Annotated in this window: 13 protein-coding genes; 2 read left to right on the top strand and 11 right to left on the bottom strand. The window is 61.6% G+C overall.

The annotated features are described in order from the left end of the window. Nucleotides 1-6 precede the first annotated feature (6 nt). The 11 genes from C3Y92_RS05750 to C3Y92_RS05700 all read right to left on the bottom strand — a co-directional run bounded on the left by C3Y92_RS05750 (nucleotide 7) and on the right by C3Y92_RS05700 (nucleotide 9476). Nucleotides 7-981 carry a major capsid protein gene (locus C3Y92_RS05750; protein WP_129350486.1) on the bottom strand — a complete coding sequence of 325 codons (975 nt, stop codon included), beginning with the start codon at nucleotides 979-981 and terminating at the stop codon, nucleotides 7-9. 12 nt (nucleotides 982-993) lie between these two features. Then, nucleotides 994-1590 carry a hypothetical protein gene (locus C3Y92_RS05745; RefSeq protein ID WP_129350483.1) on the bottom strand — a complete coding sequence of 199 codons (597 nt, stop codon included), beginning with the start codon at nucleotides 1588-1590 and terminating at the stop codon, nucleotides 994-996. Nucleotides 1591-1599: 9 nt separating this feature from the next. After that, nucleotides 1600-2547 carry a hypothetical protein gene (locus C3Y92_RS05740; RefSeq protein WP_129350480.1) on the bottom strand — a complete coding sequence of 316 codons (948 nt, stop codon included), beginning with the start codon at nucleotides 2545-2547 and terminating at the stop codon, nucleotides 1600-1602. A 457-nt stretch (nucleotides 2548-3004) separates the two neighbouring features. Next, complete coding sequence (locus C3Y92_RS05735) at nucleotides 3005-4285, bottom strand: phage minor head protein (protein WP_129350477.1); 1281 nt, start codon at nucleotides 4283-4285, stop codon at nucleotides 3005-3007. Next, complete coding sequence (locus C3Y92_RS05730; protein ID WP_129350474.1) at nucleotides 4278-5786, bottom strand: phage portal protein family protein; 1509 nt, start codon at nucleotides 5784-5786, stop codon at nucleotides 4278-4280. The genes C3Y92_RS05735 and C3Y92_RS05730 overlap by 8 nt, the downstream gene beginning before the upstream one ends. Then, a complete protein-coding gene (locus C3Y92_RS05725) occupies nucleotides 5783-7252 on the bottom strand; it encodes a hypothetical protein (RefSeq protein ID WP_129350471.1) in 1470 nt (489 codons plus the stop codon). The genes C3Y92_RS05730 and C3Y92_RS05725 overlap by 4 nt, the downstream gene beginning before the upstream one ends. Beyond that, nucleotides 7249-7860 carry a hypothetical protein gene (locus C3Y92_RS05720; protein WP_129350468.1) on the bottom strand — a complete coding sequence of 204 codons (612 nt, stop codon included), beginning with the start codon at nucleotides 7858-7860 and terminating at the stop codon, nucleotides 7249-7251. Before C3Y92_RS05720 ends, C3Y92_RS05725 begins: the two co-directional genes overlap by 4 nt. A gap of 3 nt (nucleotides 7861-7863) precedes the next feature. Then, nucleotides 7864-8109 carry a hypothetical protein gene (locus C3Y92_RS05715; protein WP_129350465.1) on the bottom strand — a complete coding sequence of 82 codons (246 nt, stop codon included), beginning with the start codon at nucleotides 8107-8109 and terminating at the stop codon, nucleotides 7864-7866. Further along, complete coding sequence (locus tag C3Y92_RS05710; RefSeq protein ID WP_129350462.1) at nucleotides 8109-8519, bottom strand: hypothetical protein; 411 nt, start codon at nucleotides 8517-8519, stop codon at nucleotides 8109-8111. The genes C3Y92_RS05715 and C3Y92_RS05710 overlap by 1 nt, the downstream gene beginning before the upstream one ends. 1 nt (nucleotide 8520) lies before the next feature. Beyond that, entirely contained in the window at nucleotides 8521-8973 is a 453-nt protein-coding gene (locus tag C3Y92_RS05705; RefSeq protein ID WP_129350459.1) for a hypothetical protein, read from the bottom strand. A gap of 2 nt (nucleotides 8974-8975) precedes the next feature. Beyond that, on the bottom strand, nucleotides 8976-9476 hold the full coding sequence (locus C3Y92_RS05700; RefSeq protein ID WP_129350456.1) for a lytic transglycosylase domain-containing protein: 501 nt from the start codon (nucleotides 9474-9476) through the stop codon (nucleotides 8976-8978). Between the two features lie 194 nt (nucleotides 9477-9670). On the opposite strand from C3Y92_RS05700, the gene C3Y92_RS05695 reads away from it, so the two are divergent. Further along, complete coding sequence (locus C3Y92_RS05695; RefSeq protein ID WP_129350453.1) at nucleotides 9671-10495, top strand: Ig-like domain-containing protein; 825 nt, start codon at nucleotides 9671-9673, stop codon at nucleotides 10493-10495. Beyond that, nucleotides 10495-13446 carry a tetratricopeptide repeat protein gene (locus tag C3Y92_RS05690; RefSeq protein ID WP_129350450.1) on the top strand — a complete coding sequence of 984 codons (2952 nt, stop codon included), beginning with the start codon at nucleotides 10495-10497 and terminating at the stop codon, nucleotides 13444-13446. Before C3Y92_RS05695 ends, C3Y92_RS05690 begins: the two co-directional genes overlap by 1 nt. Nucleotides 13447-13452: the final 6 nt, after the last annotated feature.

Genomic DNA, 13452 nt, shown 5'->3' with positions numbered 1-13452 from the left:
CATGCCTCACAGCACCACGGCGTCGCACACGCCCCGGGTGTTGACGACCGGGAACGGCTTGGACTCGGCGATGAGCTGGTAGCCGCTCGGGTTGTCGGTCTTGACCGGTTTGACGAACAGCGGCAGCGGCTGGAGATTGGCGTCCAGGTCGTCCACGGCGCAGTACGGCAGCTTGTGGCCGGCATCGAGGGCGATCATGCGCACGGTGCCGTTCGGCACGGCCGGGACCATGGTGCCGGACTCCGGGTCGCGGTGCTTTTCGGACCGGCGCTTGACCAGGTAGCCGCCGACGTTGATGCCCTGGCTCGTGATCTCCACCCGGATTTGCGCCGTGGTCTTGGAGTTCTCGGCGATGACGAAAAGGGCGTTGTAGGCGTCCTTGCCGGCCCAAATCTCAACCTGACCGCCGAAACCGCCGTCCTGGATGGCTTCTTCCATGTCGGACAGGCAGGTGTAGACGTCCTTGAGTTTGACGTCGGCGGCGTTCCAGGTCTTGTCCGGGGTGACCGACAGGATCGCGCCATAGACGACCTCGAACACGTCGAAGCCGCCTTTTTCCAGGGCGACCGGCCAACGCAGCTTGCCGGACAGCGCCCGGGCGCACAGGGCTTCGGTGGTACGGCGCACGGCCCGGCGCAGGTAGTCGGTCTTGCCCCGGGCCCAGGTGTCCAGGCTTTCGCCCTTGAGCACCTGCAAGGTGCTCAGGTCGGCCGCCGTGGTCGACTTGTGGACACGCACGGGCAGCGGTTCGTACATGGCGATGCCGCCGCCCTCGGACACGGCCGCTATGCTCGGGCCGCCTCGCCGGATAAAGGGCAAGGGCACGGCGTCCACAGCGATGTCGTCGGCTCCGAGCAGCGCCAGGGGATGCTGGGGCCGTTCGGTGAAGATGGCGTCCATGACCGGCGTCTTGAGCACCGGCAGGGACTTCAAATAGGCGATGATGGCTTCGCGGGTAAAAAGGCCGCGCAGGTTGAGCATGTCGGGACTCCTTTAGTTGGGCCAGATGCCGGCTTCGGCCAGCAGCGACAGCACGGCGGCCGAGGGCGCGGCCGGGGCGACGGCCCCGACCTTGAGCACGTCCTTGCGGACGCTGCCGTGGACGATGACCAGGCCGGAACCGGACGCGGCGGTGTCCACGACTTCATCCAGCACGCCGCCCAGGCGGCGGCAGTAGGCGGCGGCGACCTCATTGCCGTTCGCCACGTTGGCGGCGAATTCCACGGCCACGGCTCCGGTGACGTAATTCACAGTCCCAAGGCCGCCGGCGCTGCCGACGAGCCGGCCGAAACCGTCGTCGGCAAAGGTCTCGACGCCGTCGGCCACGACGACCGTTCCGGGCTGGACCGGGGCCTTGGCCAGGACGTCGGCGTAGGCCTTGACGGCTCCGGTGCCCATGCCAAGGGCTTCCCCGGCAACCGTTTCAAAGGGCACGGCCAGGTCCGAAGCGTCCCGGGCCAGGAGCAGGCCCACGGGCAACACGCCCTGGCCGGGTTTGAGTTTGCGTCCGACAATGACCGGGGGATGCCCGTCGCCCCGGGCGCGCTGGTCGTCGTAGCTGATGCGGGTGACGACGCCGTCGATGGTCATGGCTCCCCCTTAGACCTTGCCGGTCAGGTCGACGGCCTCGCCGCCTTTTTGCCCGCCGCCATGGGCCGGCGCGGCGAGTTCCGTCAGCAGGCCGTTTTCCGGCCGGTCTTCCAGCTCGCGCCAGTAGGCTTCCTCGTGGCCGACTTTCGCGGTCTTGCCGTCGCCGGCCGCCAGTTCGATCTCGCCGCCGGCGTTGCCCAGGGCGGCGGCAAAGGCCAACACCTTGGAACGCTCCCCGGGCAGGGCTTTGCCGGCGGCCACCAGGGCGTCGAAACGGCTTTCCCGGCCCTTGGCGGTCTGGTCGTTCTTGAAGTCGGCGAATTCCTTGACCGCCTTGTCCCGGTCGGCCTCGGCCGCCTGGACGCGCCTGGTCAGATCCTCGATCTGGACCGCCAGCTCCTTGGTTTTGCCTTCGCCGGCCTTCTCGGCCTTGAGCCGGGCGATTTCGTCCCGGGTTTCCTGCAAGGCCTTCGTGGCGTCGGCGAGTTCCTGCCGCAGCCGCGCCAGTTCATCCATGTCCGTCTCCTTGGTCGCCTCCTTGGCGAATTCGAAGGTGTATCCGTCCTCGGCCCCGGCAAGCCGGACTTCCTTGAGGCCCGGTATGGCCGGCTGGGCCGCGCCCAAAAGCCCGACGTGCCAAAGCCGCCAGCCCTTGGCGAACTTGGCCGAGACGTTGCGGTAGCGCCCCTGGTCCACGGCCTCGCGCACCGGCTCCGGGACGTCCCCGAAGCGGGCCAGCAGCACGTCGCCGTCGCGTTTGACCTCGGTCAGCCAACCGAAGGCCGGGTCGTCGAGCTTGGGATGCCCCAGGACCAACGGCACGCGGCGGTCGGCCGGCGCGAAGCTGGCCACGGCCGCGTCGAGGTCGTCGCGGGTGATGCTGACCGCCTCGCCGGACAGGGCCGTAAACGGGCCGCCGGCCCGGGCGATCTCGATCCATTTGGTGCGTGCTGCCATGGCCCCTGGTATGCCCGAGGCGGCGAACACAAAGGAGCGCGCTACGGACGCGCACGGACACGATTGCGGCAATGCCCCGGGTTTCGGGGGAGAGGTGGGATAATCCCGGGATAATCCTAGGTCTAAAATGGGTCTAGGATTTGCGGAGGCGATTGCAAGGGATGGGAGGCCTGGGCGGCCGGGGGAACGGATCACGGATGCGGGATAGGATCAGGCGGTCAAAAGCAGGCCAAGGCTCTCCAGCGCGGCTTGACCGCACCGGGTAGAGTTCCTACAGGATGCTTGCGAAGCAATGACGCCGCACCTGAACCTCGCCCGGGCGGGGGTAGCAGCAAGGGCGGCGTCTGTTCGGCTGGCCCGGGACGGCCGGATGCTTCGCGTCTGGCGAAGCCATGGCGTCGCGGCCGAGCCCCGGCACGGGGGATCGGTAGGCCGCATGTCGGCTCCGGAGCCGGCCCTACCGGAGCGCTTCGCGGTAAACCAGCGTTCCCACCCTCTGCTTTTCCAAGTAGGCCATCATTCGGGCCGAGCCTTCGGCCGTGACCTTGGGAGTGAAGGCCGTGGCCGCGCGCCACTGCCGCCCCCGCACCAGGTTGAACACGGCAAAGCCGCCGATCCGCTTGTCCTCGGTGGTGAACAGCCGGATGAGCCGCAGCACGTCCGTGGGTTTGCCCGCCACCTCGGCCGGGGTCATCCACACCTCGTAAGGCGACAGGATGGTCCTGGCCAGGAGCCGGACGAAAGGCTCGCGGCCTTCCTTGTCCACCTTCCAGCCGCCGGTCCGCTTGTCGATGAAAAATCCCTTGCCGACCACCATGGGCAGCTCGACGCCGGGCAAGGTCACGACCTTGGTCCCCTCAATGTCGGCAATCCCGAACTCGGACAGGAACGCTTTCACGTACCGATCCGGAGCCAAGCCCGCCGGAAGGATGTCGGCCGCGTCCACGGTCAGGACGTGCCGGGGATCGATGCCCGCCAGCGGCGGCCGGCAAGGATCGTCGGCAAAGGCCAAACCGCCCCGGCAGATGGCCCGGGAGACGAGCGGCCTTATCTCCTCGGCCAAGGGGCTTGGCGTCAGGGAGTCCAGCCAACCTTTTCCCACATTGGTTGCAAAACCCTGGTCGGGCGTCAGGCGCACCGGACCGGTGGCCGTGTCGATCTCCTCGGGAATCTCGCTCTCGACGGCAAGTCCCCGATCCTCGACCTGGGACCGGGTGAGCGCCCGGACAGAACAGCGGCAGTTGAAGCCGTTGGGCGGAAACCAGGTGTCCCAAAAGGGATGGCCGGCCGGGTAGACCTTGCCGGAGAGCGCCCGGTGGGCCGGCCGGGTGCGGCCGTCGTTGACCGCCGAATACTGCCAATAAGGAAACGTGTCGGCCATGGCCGTCATCTCGGCGTAGCGGCCGGCCATGTAGGCGGACTGGACGTTGGTGCGAAAGATCGTTTCCAGGCGAAGCGCCCGGTCTCCGGTGTATCCGGCTGCTTCCAGGGCCTGGCCCACGCTCGCCTTCCACTCCTTGAGGGGGATGCCCTGTTCCATGGCGTCGAGCATGGAGCGGCGTACGGCCTCGACCATATCCACCCGGGCTAGGCCCGAGACGGTGAAGGCCCGGGCCTTGGCCGCGTCGGAAAGCCGGTCGAATTCCTCACGAGTGACCGCAACCTTGTCTTGCAGGAACCGGATGGCCTCGGCCGGCCGCACCGGCCCAAAGACGATGGACGTCGGACGATCAGGCACGGCCGGTCTCCAGGCGCACGGCATGGCGGCCAAGCAGATCGGCGGCGACCTGGGCCGCTTCCACGGTCTTTTGGAAATCCCCGTTGTCCAGGTCCGGGAAGGCTTCGAGCAGGAGCAGTTCCGCGTCTTCCCAGGACTCGGCGCGCTCCATAAGGTCCACGATGCGGCCGGCCTGGGCGCGCACGGCCTGGCCGCCCTCCTTGAGGGCTTCGGCCACCAGCCGTTCCACGGCCTGCTGGTCCGGGGTGAACCGGTCTTCCCCGGCCGCGAATGCTTCGCCGTTTTCCGGGCCGGCCGCCACGGCCGCTACGCTGAATTCCTCGGATGTCAGGCCGAAGCTCTCGAAGTACGGCGCTTTGAAGCGCGCGCCGAGGTCGTAGAGCTTCTTGCCAAGCGTCGCTTTCTTGTCCAGGTCTTCCGGCTCCACATAGGCAAAGACCGGCGTCAACGCGTCCGGCGCGTTAACCTGGCCATACATCCAGGCCAGATCATTCATGCCCGTGACGACCAGGGTCTGGTCGGCCTCGGCGTAGTCCGTCAGCACGTCATAATGGGTCTGGCTGGCGGCGTAGCTGCCCTTGGAACCGATTTCCTGAGTGAGCGTCTGGCCCTGGATGACCTGGGCAATAGCCGCGTCCATGTAGCCCACGATGGACAGGTGGATGCCGCCCGTGGCCTTGCCTTCCACGGATTCGATATGGACCTTGGACCCACCCGAAACCACGGCCACGGCATCGCGGACCATGGCCGACAGGCTGGCCAGCATATCCCGACGCTCCGGTTCCAGGGCTCCGGGCCGGGCCTCGCCCACCACCCAAGGCATCCCGAACTTCTCGGCAAAGCGCATCATGAATTCAATGCCGCCCCGCTTGAAGGCCACCGGGAACAGACAGCGGGAGAGCAGGCGCAGCCCGTAGGGATTCTTGAAGGTCGGGAAGTGCCGGGAGACCATCATCTTGAAGGGATGCACCTTGTCGCCGACAATGGCGTCCTCGCCCCGGAAACACAGCGCGCCGTCGACGTCGAAGACGAACCACTCGCGCGGTTTGGGAACCAGGTCGCGCACGCGCAGCCGGTCGCCGTCCCGGCGCCACAGGATTTCGGTCGGCGTAAAGCCGTAGTACGGCGCATCGAGCACCTGGGAGAACAACGCATAGAGGTCCACCCGTTCCAGGTCGCGGGTCAGGTCGTCGCACAGCCGCTTTGCCTCGGGCGTGGGTTCCTGGCCATCGGCCTTGCCGGGTGAAAACCGGTAGTCCCGTTTGTTGAGCGTCTTGATCTTGCGCCCTTGGATCGAGGAGCACACCTTGCCGTCGGCGGTCAGGTCTTCGAGCACCTTGACGTCGTCGCCGCGCTCCCGAAGCACCGGGTCCGGATCGGGCAGCAGCCCCAGCGTCCCCCAGGAGGCCGGAGCCACGGCGACTTCGCCGAGCAGCCCGGCCAGGGGCCGGGTGCCGAATTCCATGAATCGCTTTTCGTCAAGCCACAGGCCACTGGTCATCGAAACCCCCGAAACAGGTTGCCGGCCGTGTAGGGCATGGCCGTGGTCACCGTGAACGGCTCGTATTGGATGGTCTTGACCGCGAACACGGCCAGGGCAGCGGCCACGCCGGCGTCGCCGTGGCGCTTCTCGCCCTTGGCCCCGGTGCGGGCCTCGGGAATCTTGGCCACCCCTTTGATGACCTTGAACGCGCGCAGATCATCCAAAATGAGCGCATCCCTCGGGGCCAGGAAGGTCTTGTCCTCGAAGGCCGCCTTGAGCTTGGGCATGTGCTCCCGGTACCAGCCCTCGGTCAGCATGACCTCCTGGATGATCTCCGGGCCGTAGGCCTGCCGGGCCACCTCGGCCAGGTACTGGCCGTTGCCGCGCGCATCGAGGGCCGCGCCGGAGAACCGGGGCAGCCGGTCGCAGATGAAAAAGAGCATCTGCCGCTGTTGGTGAAACGGGCAATTGCGCAGTTCCAGCACAAACGGCGTCACCAATTGCAGGTTGGGCATTTCCAGTACGGGCCAGTTGACGCTCAAGTCGCCGGTGCGGCCGAAGTCCTCGCCAAGGTAGGACCGGGCATCCCGATGCAGGATGGCCAGGATCGGCCCCAGCTCGGCGTCGAGCCAATCCCGGACCTCCCGATGCCGGCGCTCCTCGGGCCAGTCCACGAAATCGACGGCCGGCGGCGACCAGCGCAGCACCGGAATGTCCGGCGACATGCACGATTCAATCATCTGGCGAGTCAGATAGGTGCCCGTGCCCTGGGACGGGACGCAGAACAGTTCTTCATCCGCGCCTTCGCCGTAGATTTCGACCAGGCTGGCCCGCCAGGCGGCTTCCTCTTCGGGCGACCAGGTCAGGCCGCGCACCTGGCAGATGCGTTGATAGAGGCCTTCGGCCAGGGCGTCGTCGAGGGTGATGCGGTGCAGGCTGTAGGGCAGCTTGCCGGCGCGGATGTCCAGGATGTAGTTGTTGAAGGGATTGGTCTCGCCGTTGTGGGTGGAAATGACTTCCACCATGCCGCCCCACATGGTCAGGGCGATGGCGGCTTTCAAGAGCTCTTCCAGGTCGTCGCAAAAGGCAGCCTCGTCGATGACGATGCGGCCTTGCTTGGAGCGCAGATTTTTCGGCTTGCCCGAAAGCGCGATAACGGCCTGGCCCGAGGCGAAGCGCACCCGGTAGGCCAGCACGTCCTTGTCCTCATCTTCCAGGACCACCTCTTCGAACTCCGAGGCCGCCAGATTGAGGCGTTTGGCCCAATCGGCCACGTCCTTGATGTAGGTCTCGGTCATCTCCTTGTTGTAGGAGATATAAAAGGTGTTCATGCCGCCGTCGCTCTTCTTGAGGCTGGCCAGCATGGCGGCTTCGGCCGCGTCAGCATAGGACAGGCCGATGCGCCGGGACTTCTCGCAGAACTTGACCGGGTTGCGATCCTGGTTCCAACGCACCTGATACGACAACAGCGGGGCGTCGTTCATGCCTGCCCCCCGAGCAAGGCGCGCAGCCGGTCGGCGGTGTCGGCGGACAAGCCGTTTTCCCGGCCCGGCGTCTTCTCGGCAGCAGCGCCGGCGGCGGCCCGCATGTCCTTGAGCAGATCGAGCACCTGCTTGACCTCGCGAAGCGCGGTCAAGGTCACCTTGTCCGGGCTGGCCAGCATGGCGTTAAGCCGCAGGCCCACGGCTTCCTCCAGGGCGGCCACGGCGTCGGACTCGGTGGCGATCTCGCGCATGGGAAGCCCAGCCGGCGCGGCCTCGGCCCGCTTGTCCGCGACCTCGGCCGCCTTGATGGCCATCTCTTCCATCTTGGCCACGGCAAAGGCGTCCATGGCGTTCATGCTGGCCAGGCAGTTCTGGATGAGCCGGGCGCGCAGGCGGATGGTGTCGGCCCGGATGGACGCCAGGGCCTGCCGGATTTCATCGCGCTTGGCGCGCCAGCCATACCGCTCGGCCCATCGTTTGAGGGTCGAGGCGGCCACCCGGGTGCGCGTCGCCACCTCGTCAAACGTGAGGCCGTCCACGCACCACAGTTCTTCGGCGCGCTCCACGGTCTCCATGGGATGCTCCCGGCGTCCGGCCACGGCGGGCATGGGTCAGCTCCCCAGGTGCTTGTTGATGGCCACGATCTCGGCGCGGACGGCCCGCAGCCCGATCACGGTTTCGGCCAGCTCCAGGGCCTGGGAGGCGATGCGCTCGTCATTGAGTTCTTCCACCGGCGTGGTGAGCAGCAAGCTCAAGCGCAGGGAGTCCCTCAGGCCCGACGCCTTGATGGCCAGGCCCTTGGCCGTGAGCTCTTTTTCGGTCTTCTGGCCGACCATGGCCGCGCGTTCGAGGTTCATCAAATTCCGCTCCTCAAGGGGCTTTCGCCCTTGGCAATGCGCCCCGACGGGCAAAACTGGTTGGTGCAAATGGCGTCCACCATGCGCTGCATGACCTGCGTGTTGAGCACGACCTGATCGTGTAGGCTCGCGGCCAGGGATTGGTAGCCCTCGACCAGCTTGACGTTGTCCTTGTAATAGGCGGTCACCAGCCGCAGGTCGTCGCCGTAGGTCTTGAGCAGGTTGTCCATGTCCTGGCGATACCGGGCTAAGTCGGTTCGCCGGCGGCGATCCTCGACCTGCCAGAAGACCACGATGAGCAGCACCAGCCCCATGGGCGTGAGCGTGACAAGGCCCGCCACAAACGCAATCGTGCCCGCGTCCATGGCCGACAGGATTTTAAGCAAGGTCGCCGCCAGCGATTGATCCATGTTACGCCTCGATCCGCCGGCCGCCCTTGATGGTGCGGGCGGCGATGTAGATGCCGGCCACGCCGGCGATGCACACCTGGGTAATGGGCGACAGCTCGAACCCGATGGGGTGCTGGACGGCCAGGGTGGCCACGGTGCCGATCATGGTCCAAAAGCGGCTGGACGTGAGCAGCGGTTCCCGGACCCGGCCAACCTGAGCCGCCATCGGCAGATCAAGGACGTCGGCGAAGCGCGCGATGCCCTCGACCGAAGTCGGTAAGGCGGCGGCCGGGCCGGCAGTCGTTTCGGTCGCGGGCGCTTGCGCCAAATCGGCCGCAACCGGTTCAGGTTTGGCAAGAAGCCCCTTGGCCACTTCGCCCAGGATGTTCAGCGCCGAAGCCACGGCTTCCGGGGTGATGGCCGGGGTGTGGCCCGGGGTGGTGGCGGGCGCGGGGGGTGGGGTTTGCGTCTGCATGGTTAAAAGCCCTCCTGCGGCCAGACGCCGCCCGGCAGATGCGCCAGCACCTTGGCCGGATAGGTGTTTGCGGGATTGTGGGCATTGCCGGGACCGCCGTTGTAGGCACGACAAACGACTTCCCAGCCGCCGGCATTCAGGAACCGGTCGCGCAGCCGAGCCAGATATTTGCAACCCCATTCCAGGCCGACTTCCGGGGTCAGCAGCTCGCCGAACCAGCCGCGAAAACCGATGGAGCGGGCCGTTTCGCCCATGATCTGGAGCAGGCCCCAGGAGGTGGCGCGGCCGATGGCCTCGGTATCTTTGGAGCAACCGGGCGGGGCGAAGGATAATGGCTTGCCTTTTATGTAGCGGTCGTAGAATATTTGCTCGAACCGCATAGCAAACGGGTTTATACCGGATTCAACTGAGACGATGGCTTGGACGATTTCTGGCGGCTGGACATGTTTTATTGCTGCGGATTTGATGTGGTTTTCAATGTTTGTATCAGAAAATTGAGTCATGCTTCACCTCCAGAAGGTATAGGGTGAACATAGACAGTTTCGTGTTTTAGGTCAGATGTCGGCTGGACGGAAATGGACTCAAAATAATGCAGCAATGTGAGAGATGTTTTTTGAGCAACTGTAGACCTCCCTTAAAATAGGACCAACGAGAAGTTGAGATTTCTGTCAAACCCACCCCAGGAGGACGCTAGGCTGTGAAAAAGAGTAATCCTAGAATTTCTTATAGATTAATTGTTGTGGTTTCGTTGTTCTTGATTGTAGGGACATCTATAGCGATTCACTTCTTTCAGGATATTCAACGAGCTGAATGGATTGTTAGGCTTGGACTTGCAAGGAGTATTTATTATATAATATTATGTATCCTTGCTGCTTCTGTTGCAGGCTTTCTTTTTGGCATTTTGCCATCATCGGGTACGTATGAAGGCGATGTTTTAGGGGGCAAATTAAAACTCGGCGGTGCTGTAGTCGGCTTTGCACTTGTTCTTGTAGGAGGGTATGTTTTTCGTCCCTTGGAAGATTTCTCAGTTATAATTTACGTTCATGGCGAAAAAGGGCGAAATGACCTCGTCTTAAAGAGCAAAGGTGTTGTCCTGTTGGATGTAAAAGGGCGCAGAAGCGAAGCTATTGACGCCAAGGGGCAAGTGCATTTTTCAGGACTGTCAAGTAGTTATCGAGAGAAAGAGGTTGTCGTGTCGTTGGAGGGGGTTGATTTTGAGCCGATAAACAGCTCCGTCTCCTTGAGTGAAGAGGTTTATCTTGCTGTTCGTCCTATGACATGCATTGTCTCTGGCACGGTTCAGGACGAAGACGGAAATCCAATTTCTAACGCCAAGGTGACTCTAGATCGAGTTACGCTACACTCGGACGAGAGCGGTTACTTTGTCGCAACGCTCTCATCGGACCTTGCAATGAAATCTGAATTATCCATGGTAGTCGAAGCTTATGGATTTAGTGTGTGGCGAGGCCGTTTGATTCCTCGTGGAAAATCTCCGGTTGTTCAGCTTTCAAGGAATCTGTAATGCGTAGCATTGCTGTCATTATAATATGTGTACTGTATCCTTTCTGTGATGGTCTTGCGTCTGTTGTGCTAAAGGGTAAAGTGGTCGAGAATAGGCTTGGAGGGCCTGCGGTCGTAAATGTTCAAATTCATGCAAATGGGGCGAGTGACACTGTAACGGGTAATTTTGGAGATTTTTCATTAGTTTTTGAAACTCGAAATATTGGTGATATTACAGATGTTACAGTCAAGAAGTTGGATTACGAAGTTGTGAATTTTTACGAGCTTTACAATGTTGTGTTGCCCAATAATCCAGATATTAAACCTTTATTGGTTGTTATTTGCAAATCTAGCGCGCGCGAAGAGATGGCTAGGCTGTATTACGGCATCAAAGGCACTGAAGTTGTTGAGACTAATTATAGAAAACGCGTTGAGGATTTGATGAAAATTAATGATGATGCGGCTAAGGAGATTGCCAGTCTTCAGAAAGAGCGTGACCGCCTCTTGGCAACTATACCTAAATTCGCTGAAGAGGCTGCCCGCATTAAGCCGGGACAAATGTCGGACATCTATCGGGAGGCTATGCGTTTGTTTTTAGGCGGGGATATTGATGCGTCCCTGAATGTCTTGAACCAGGAGAGATTACGTCAAGCGATGGATGCAGCGAAGCTTAAGAAAAAAGAGGCGGAGAAGGAGATTGAGAACGTAGTTGAGGCCTATTTGTTAAAAGCAAATCTGTTTGCCCTCAAATTTCAGTTTGCAGATGCAGAAAATGTACATCAAGAGCTCGTAGATACTGTTCCGGACAATTTTAATGCTCTATTAGCTTATGCTAGATTCGAGCACAATTTAAACAACTTCGCAAAAGCTCTGCCTCTTTACGAGACTTGTCAGATAATTGCTATTCAGTCTAAGGACTTGTCAAATAAATCTGTTGTACTCAATGGGTTTGGCAACTTGCTCTCTGATTTGAACCGCATGAACGATGCGCGGGCGGCATACGAAGAGGCCCTCAAGATCAGTCGCGAACTGGCCGCGACCAATCCGGCAACTCACCTGCCCAAAGTGGCCACGACGCTCAATAATCTAGGCAATCTTCATCATGTTCAGAACCGCATGAACGATGCGCGGACGGCCTACGATGAGGCCCTCAAGATCAGACGAGATCTGGCCACAACCAATCCAATTGCTCATCTGCCCAAGGTGGCCTCAACGCTCAACAACCTGGGCAACCTGTTCTCTGATTTGAACCAATTGGACGAGGCGCGGGTGGTCTACGAGGAGGCTCTCAAGGCCTTTCGGGATTTGGCCGCAGCCGATCCGGCCACCTATCTCCAGGATGTGGCCAAAACGCTCAACAACCTGGGCAATCTGCTCTTTGGTATGAACCGCCTTGACGAGGCACGGGCGGCCTACGAAGAGGCCCTCGAGGCCTTCCGTGTTTTGGCCGTGACCAATCCGGCCACCTATCTCCCGGATGTGGCCAAGACGCTCAATAACCTGGGCATCTTGCACAGCGATCAGAACCGCATGGATGAGGCGCGGGTGGCCTACGAGGAGGCCATCAAGGCCTTCCGTGATCTGACCGTGGCCAATCCGACCATCTATCTGCCATATGTGGCCACTACGCTCAACAATCTGGGCAATCTTCTCAAGAGATTGAACCGCATGGATGATGCGCAGACGGCCTACGAAGAGGCCCTCGAGGCCTTCCGTGTTTTGGCCGCGACCAATCCGGCCACTTATCTGCGAGATGTGGCTAAGACGCTCAACAACTTGGGCAATCTATTTTATCATATAAACCGCCTGGGCGAGGCGCGGTCGGCCTACGACAAGGCCCTCAAGGTCTTTCGTGATCTGGCCGCGACCAATCCGGCCACCTATCTGCCGTATGTGACCACGACGCTCAATAACCAGGGCAATCTGCTCTCTGATTTGAACCTCATGGATGAGGCTTGGTCGGCCTATGACGAGGCCCTCAAGGGCCTTCGTGATCTGGCCGCGACCAATCCGGCCGCCTATTTGCCGGATCTGGCCATGACGCTCAGTAACCTGGGCAATTTGCTCTCTGAGTTGAACCGCATGGACGAGGCGCGGTCGGCCTATGAAGAAGCCCTCAGAATGAGACGCGATCTGGCCGCGACCAATCCGGCCACCTATCTGCCGTATGTGGCCAAGACGCTCAACAACTTGGGCAACTTACTCTATCGATTAAACCGTCTGGATGAGGCGCGGGCGGCCTACGAAGATGCCCTCAAGATCAGTCGCGAACTGGCCGCGACCAATCCGGCCACCTATCTCCCGGATGTGGCTATGACACTCCACAATATTGGCAGCCTACATCGCGAACAGGTCCGCCTGGACGAGGCGCAGGCGGCCTACGAAGGGGCCCTCAAGATTAGATGTGATCTGGCTGCAACCAATCCGGCCACCTATCTGCCGTATGTGGCCATGACGCTCAACGATCTTGGCAACCTACATCGCGCCCAGAACCGCCTGGGCGAGGCGCGGTCGGCCTACGACAAGGCCCTCAAGGTCTTTCGTGATCTGGCCGCGACCAATCCGGCCACCTATCTGCCGTATGTGACCACGACGCTCAATAACCAGGGCAATCTGCTCTCTGATTTGAACCTCATGGATGAGGCTTGGTCGGCCTATGACGAAGCCCTCAAGGGCCTTCGTGATCTGGCCGCGACCAATCCGGCCACCTATCTACCTTATGTGGCCATGACGCTCAACGATCTGGGCAACCTACATCGCGCCCAGAACCGCCTGGGCGAAGCGCGGGCTGCCTACGAAGAGGCCCTCAGGATCTACCGTGATCTGGCCGCGACCAATCCGGCCACCTATTTGCCCAAAGTGGCTGAGACGCTCAACAACCTGGGCAATATGTACCGCGACCATAGTCGTATGGAAGATGCACAAGCAGCTTACGATGAATCATTTAACATTATGAAAAAGAACAAGAAGTGAGTGCTG

Origin of the sequence: Solidesulfovibrio carbinolicus (genome assembly GCF_004135975.1) — a bacterium.
GTDB classification, from domain to species: domain Bacteria; phylum Desulfobacterota; class Desulfovibrionia; order Desulfovibrionales; family Desulfovibrionaceae; genus Solidesulfovibrio; species Solidesulfovibrio carbinolicus.
This window is presented reverse-complemented; position numbering and strand designations above follow the sequence as displayed.

Excerpts from the sequence above, each read along its gene's own strand:
- C3Y92_RS05750 (WP_129350486.1), bottom strand. The coding sequence starts at position 981 with ATGCTCAACCTGCGCGGCCTTTTTACCCGCGAAGCCATCATCGCCTAT.
- C3Y92_RS05745 (WP_129350483.1), bottom strand. The coding sequence starts at position 1,590 with ATGACCATCGACGGCGTCGTCACCCGCATCAGCTACGACGACCAGCGC.
- C3Y92_RS05740 (WP_129350480.1), bottom strand. The coding sequence starts at position 2,547 with ATGGCAGCACGCACCAAATGGATCGAGATCGCCCGGGCCGGCGGCCCG.
- C3Y92_RS05730 (WP_129350474.1), bottom strand. The coding sequence starts at position 5,786 with ATGACCAGTGGCCTGTGGCTTGACGAAAAGCGATTCATGGAATTCGGC.
- C3Y92_RS05725 (WP_129350471.1), bottom strand. The coding sequence starts at position 7,252 with ATGAACGACGCCCCGCTGTTGTCGTATCAGGTGCGTTGGAACCAGGAT.
- C3Y92_RS05720 (WP_129350468.1), bottom strand. The coding sequence starts at position 7,860 with ATGCCCGCCGTGGCCGGACGCCGGGAGCATCCCATGGAGACCGTGGAG.
- C3Y92_RS05715 (WP_129350465.1), bottom strand. The coding sequence starts at position 8,109 with ATGAACCTCGAACGCGCGGCCATGGTCGGCCAGAAGACCGAAAAAGAG.
- C3Y92_RS05710 (WP_129350462.1), bottom strand. The coding sequence starts at position 8,519 with ATGGATCAATCGCTGGCGGCGACCTTGCTTAAAATCCTGTCGGCCATG.
- C3Y92_RS05705 (WP_129350459.1), bottom strand. The coding sequence starts at position 8,973 with ATGCAGACGCAAACCCCACCCCCCGCGCCCGCCACCACCCCGGGCCAC.
- C3Y92_RS05700 (WP_129350456.1), bottom strand. The coding sequence starts at position 9,476 with ATGACTCAATTTTCTGATACAAACATTGAAAACCACATCAAATCCGCA.
- C3Y92_RS05690 (WP_129350450.1), top strand. The coding sequence starts at position 10,495 with ATGCGTAGCATTGCTGTCATTATAATATGTGTACTGTATCCTTTCTGT.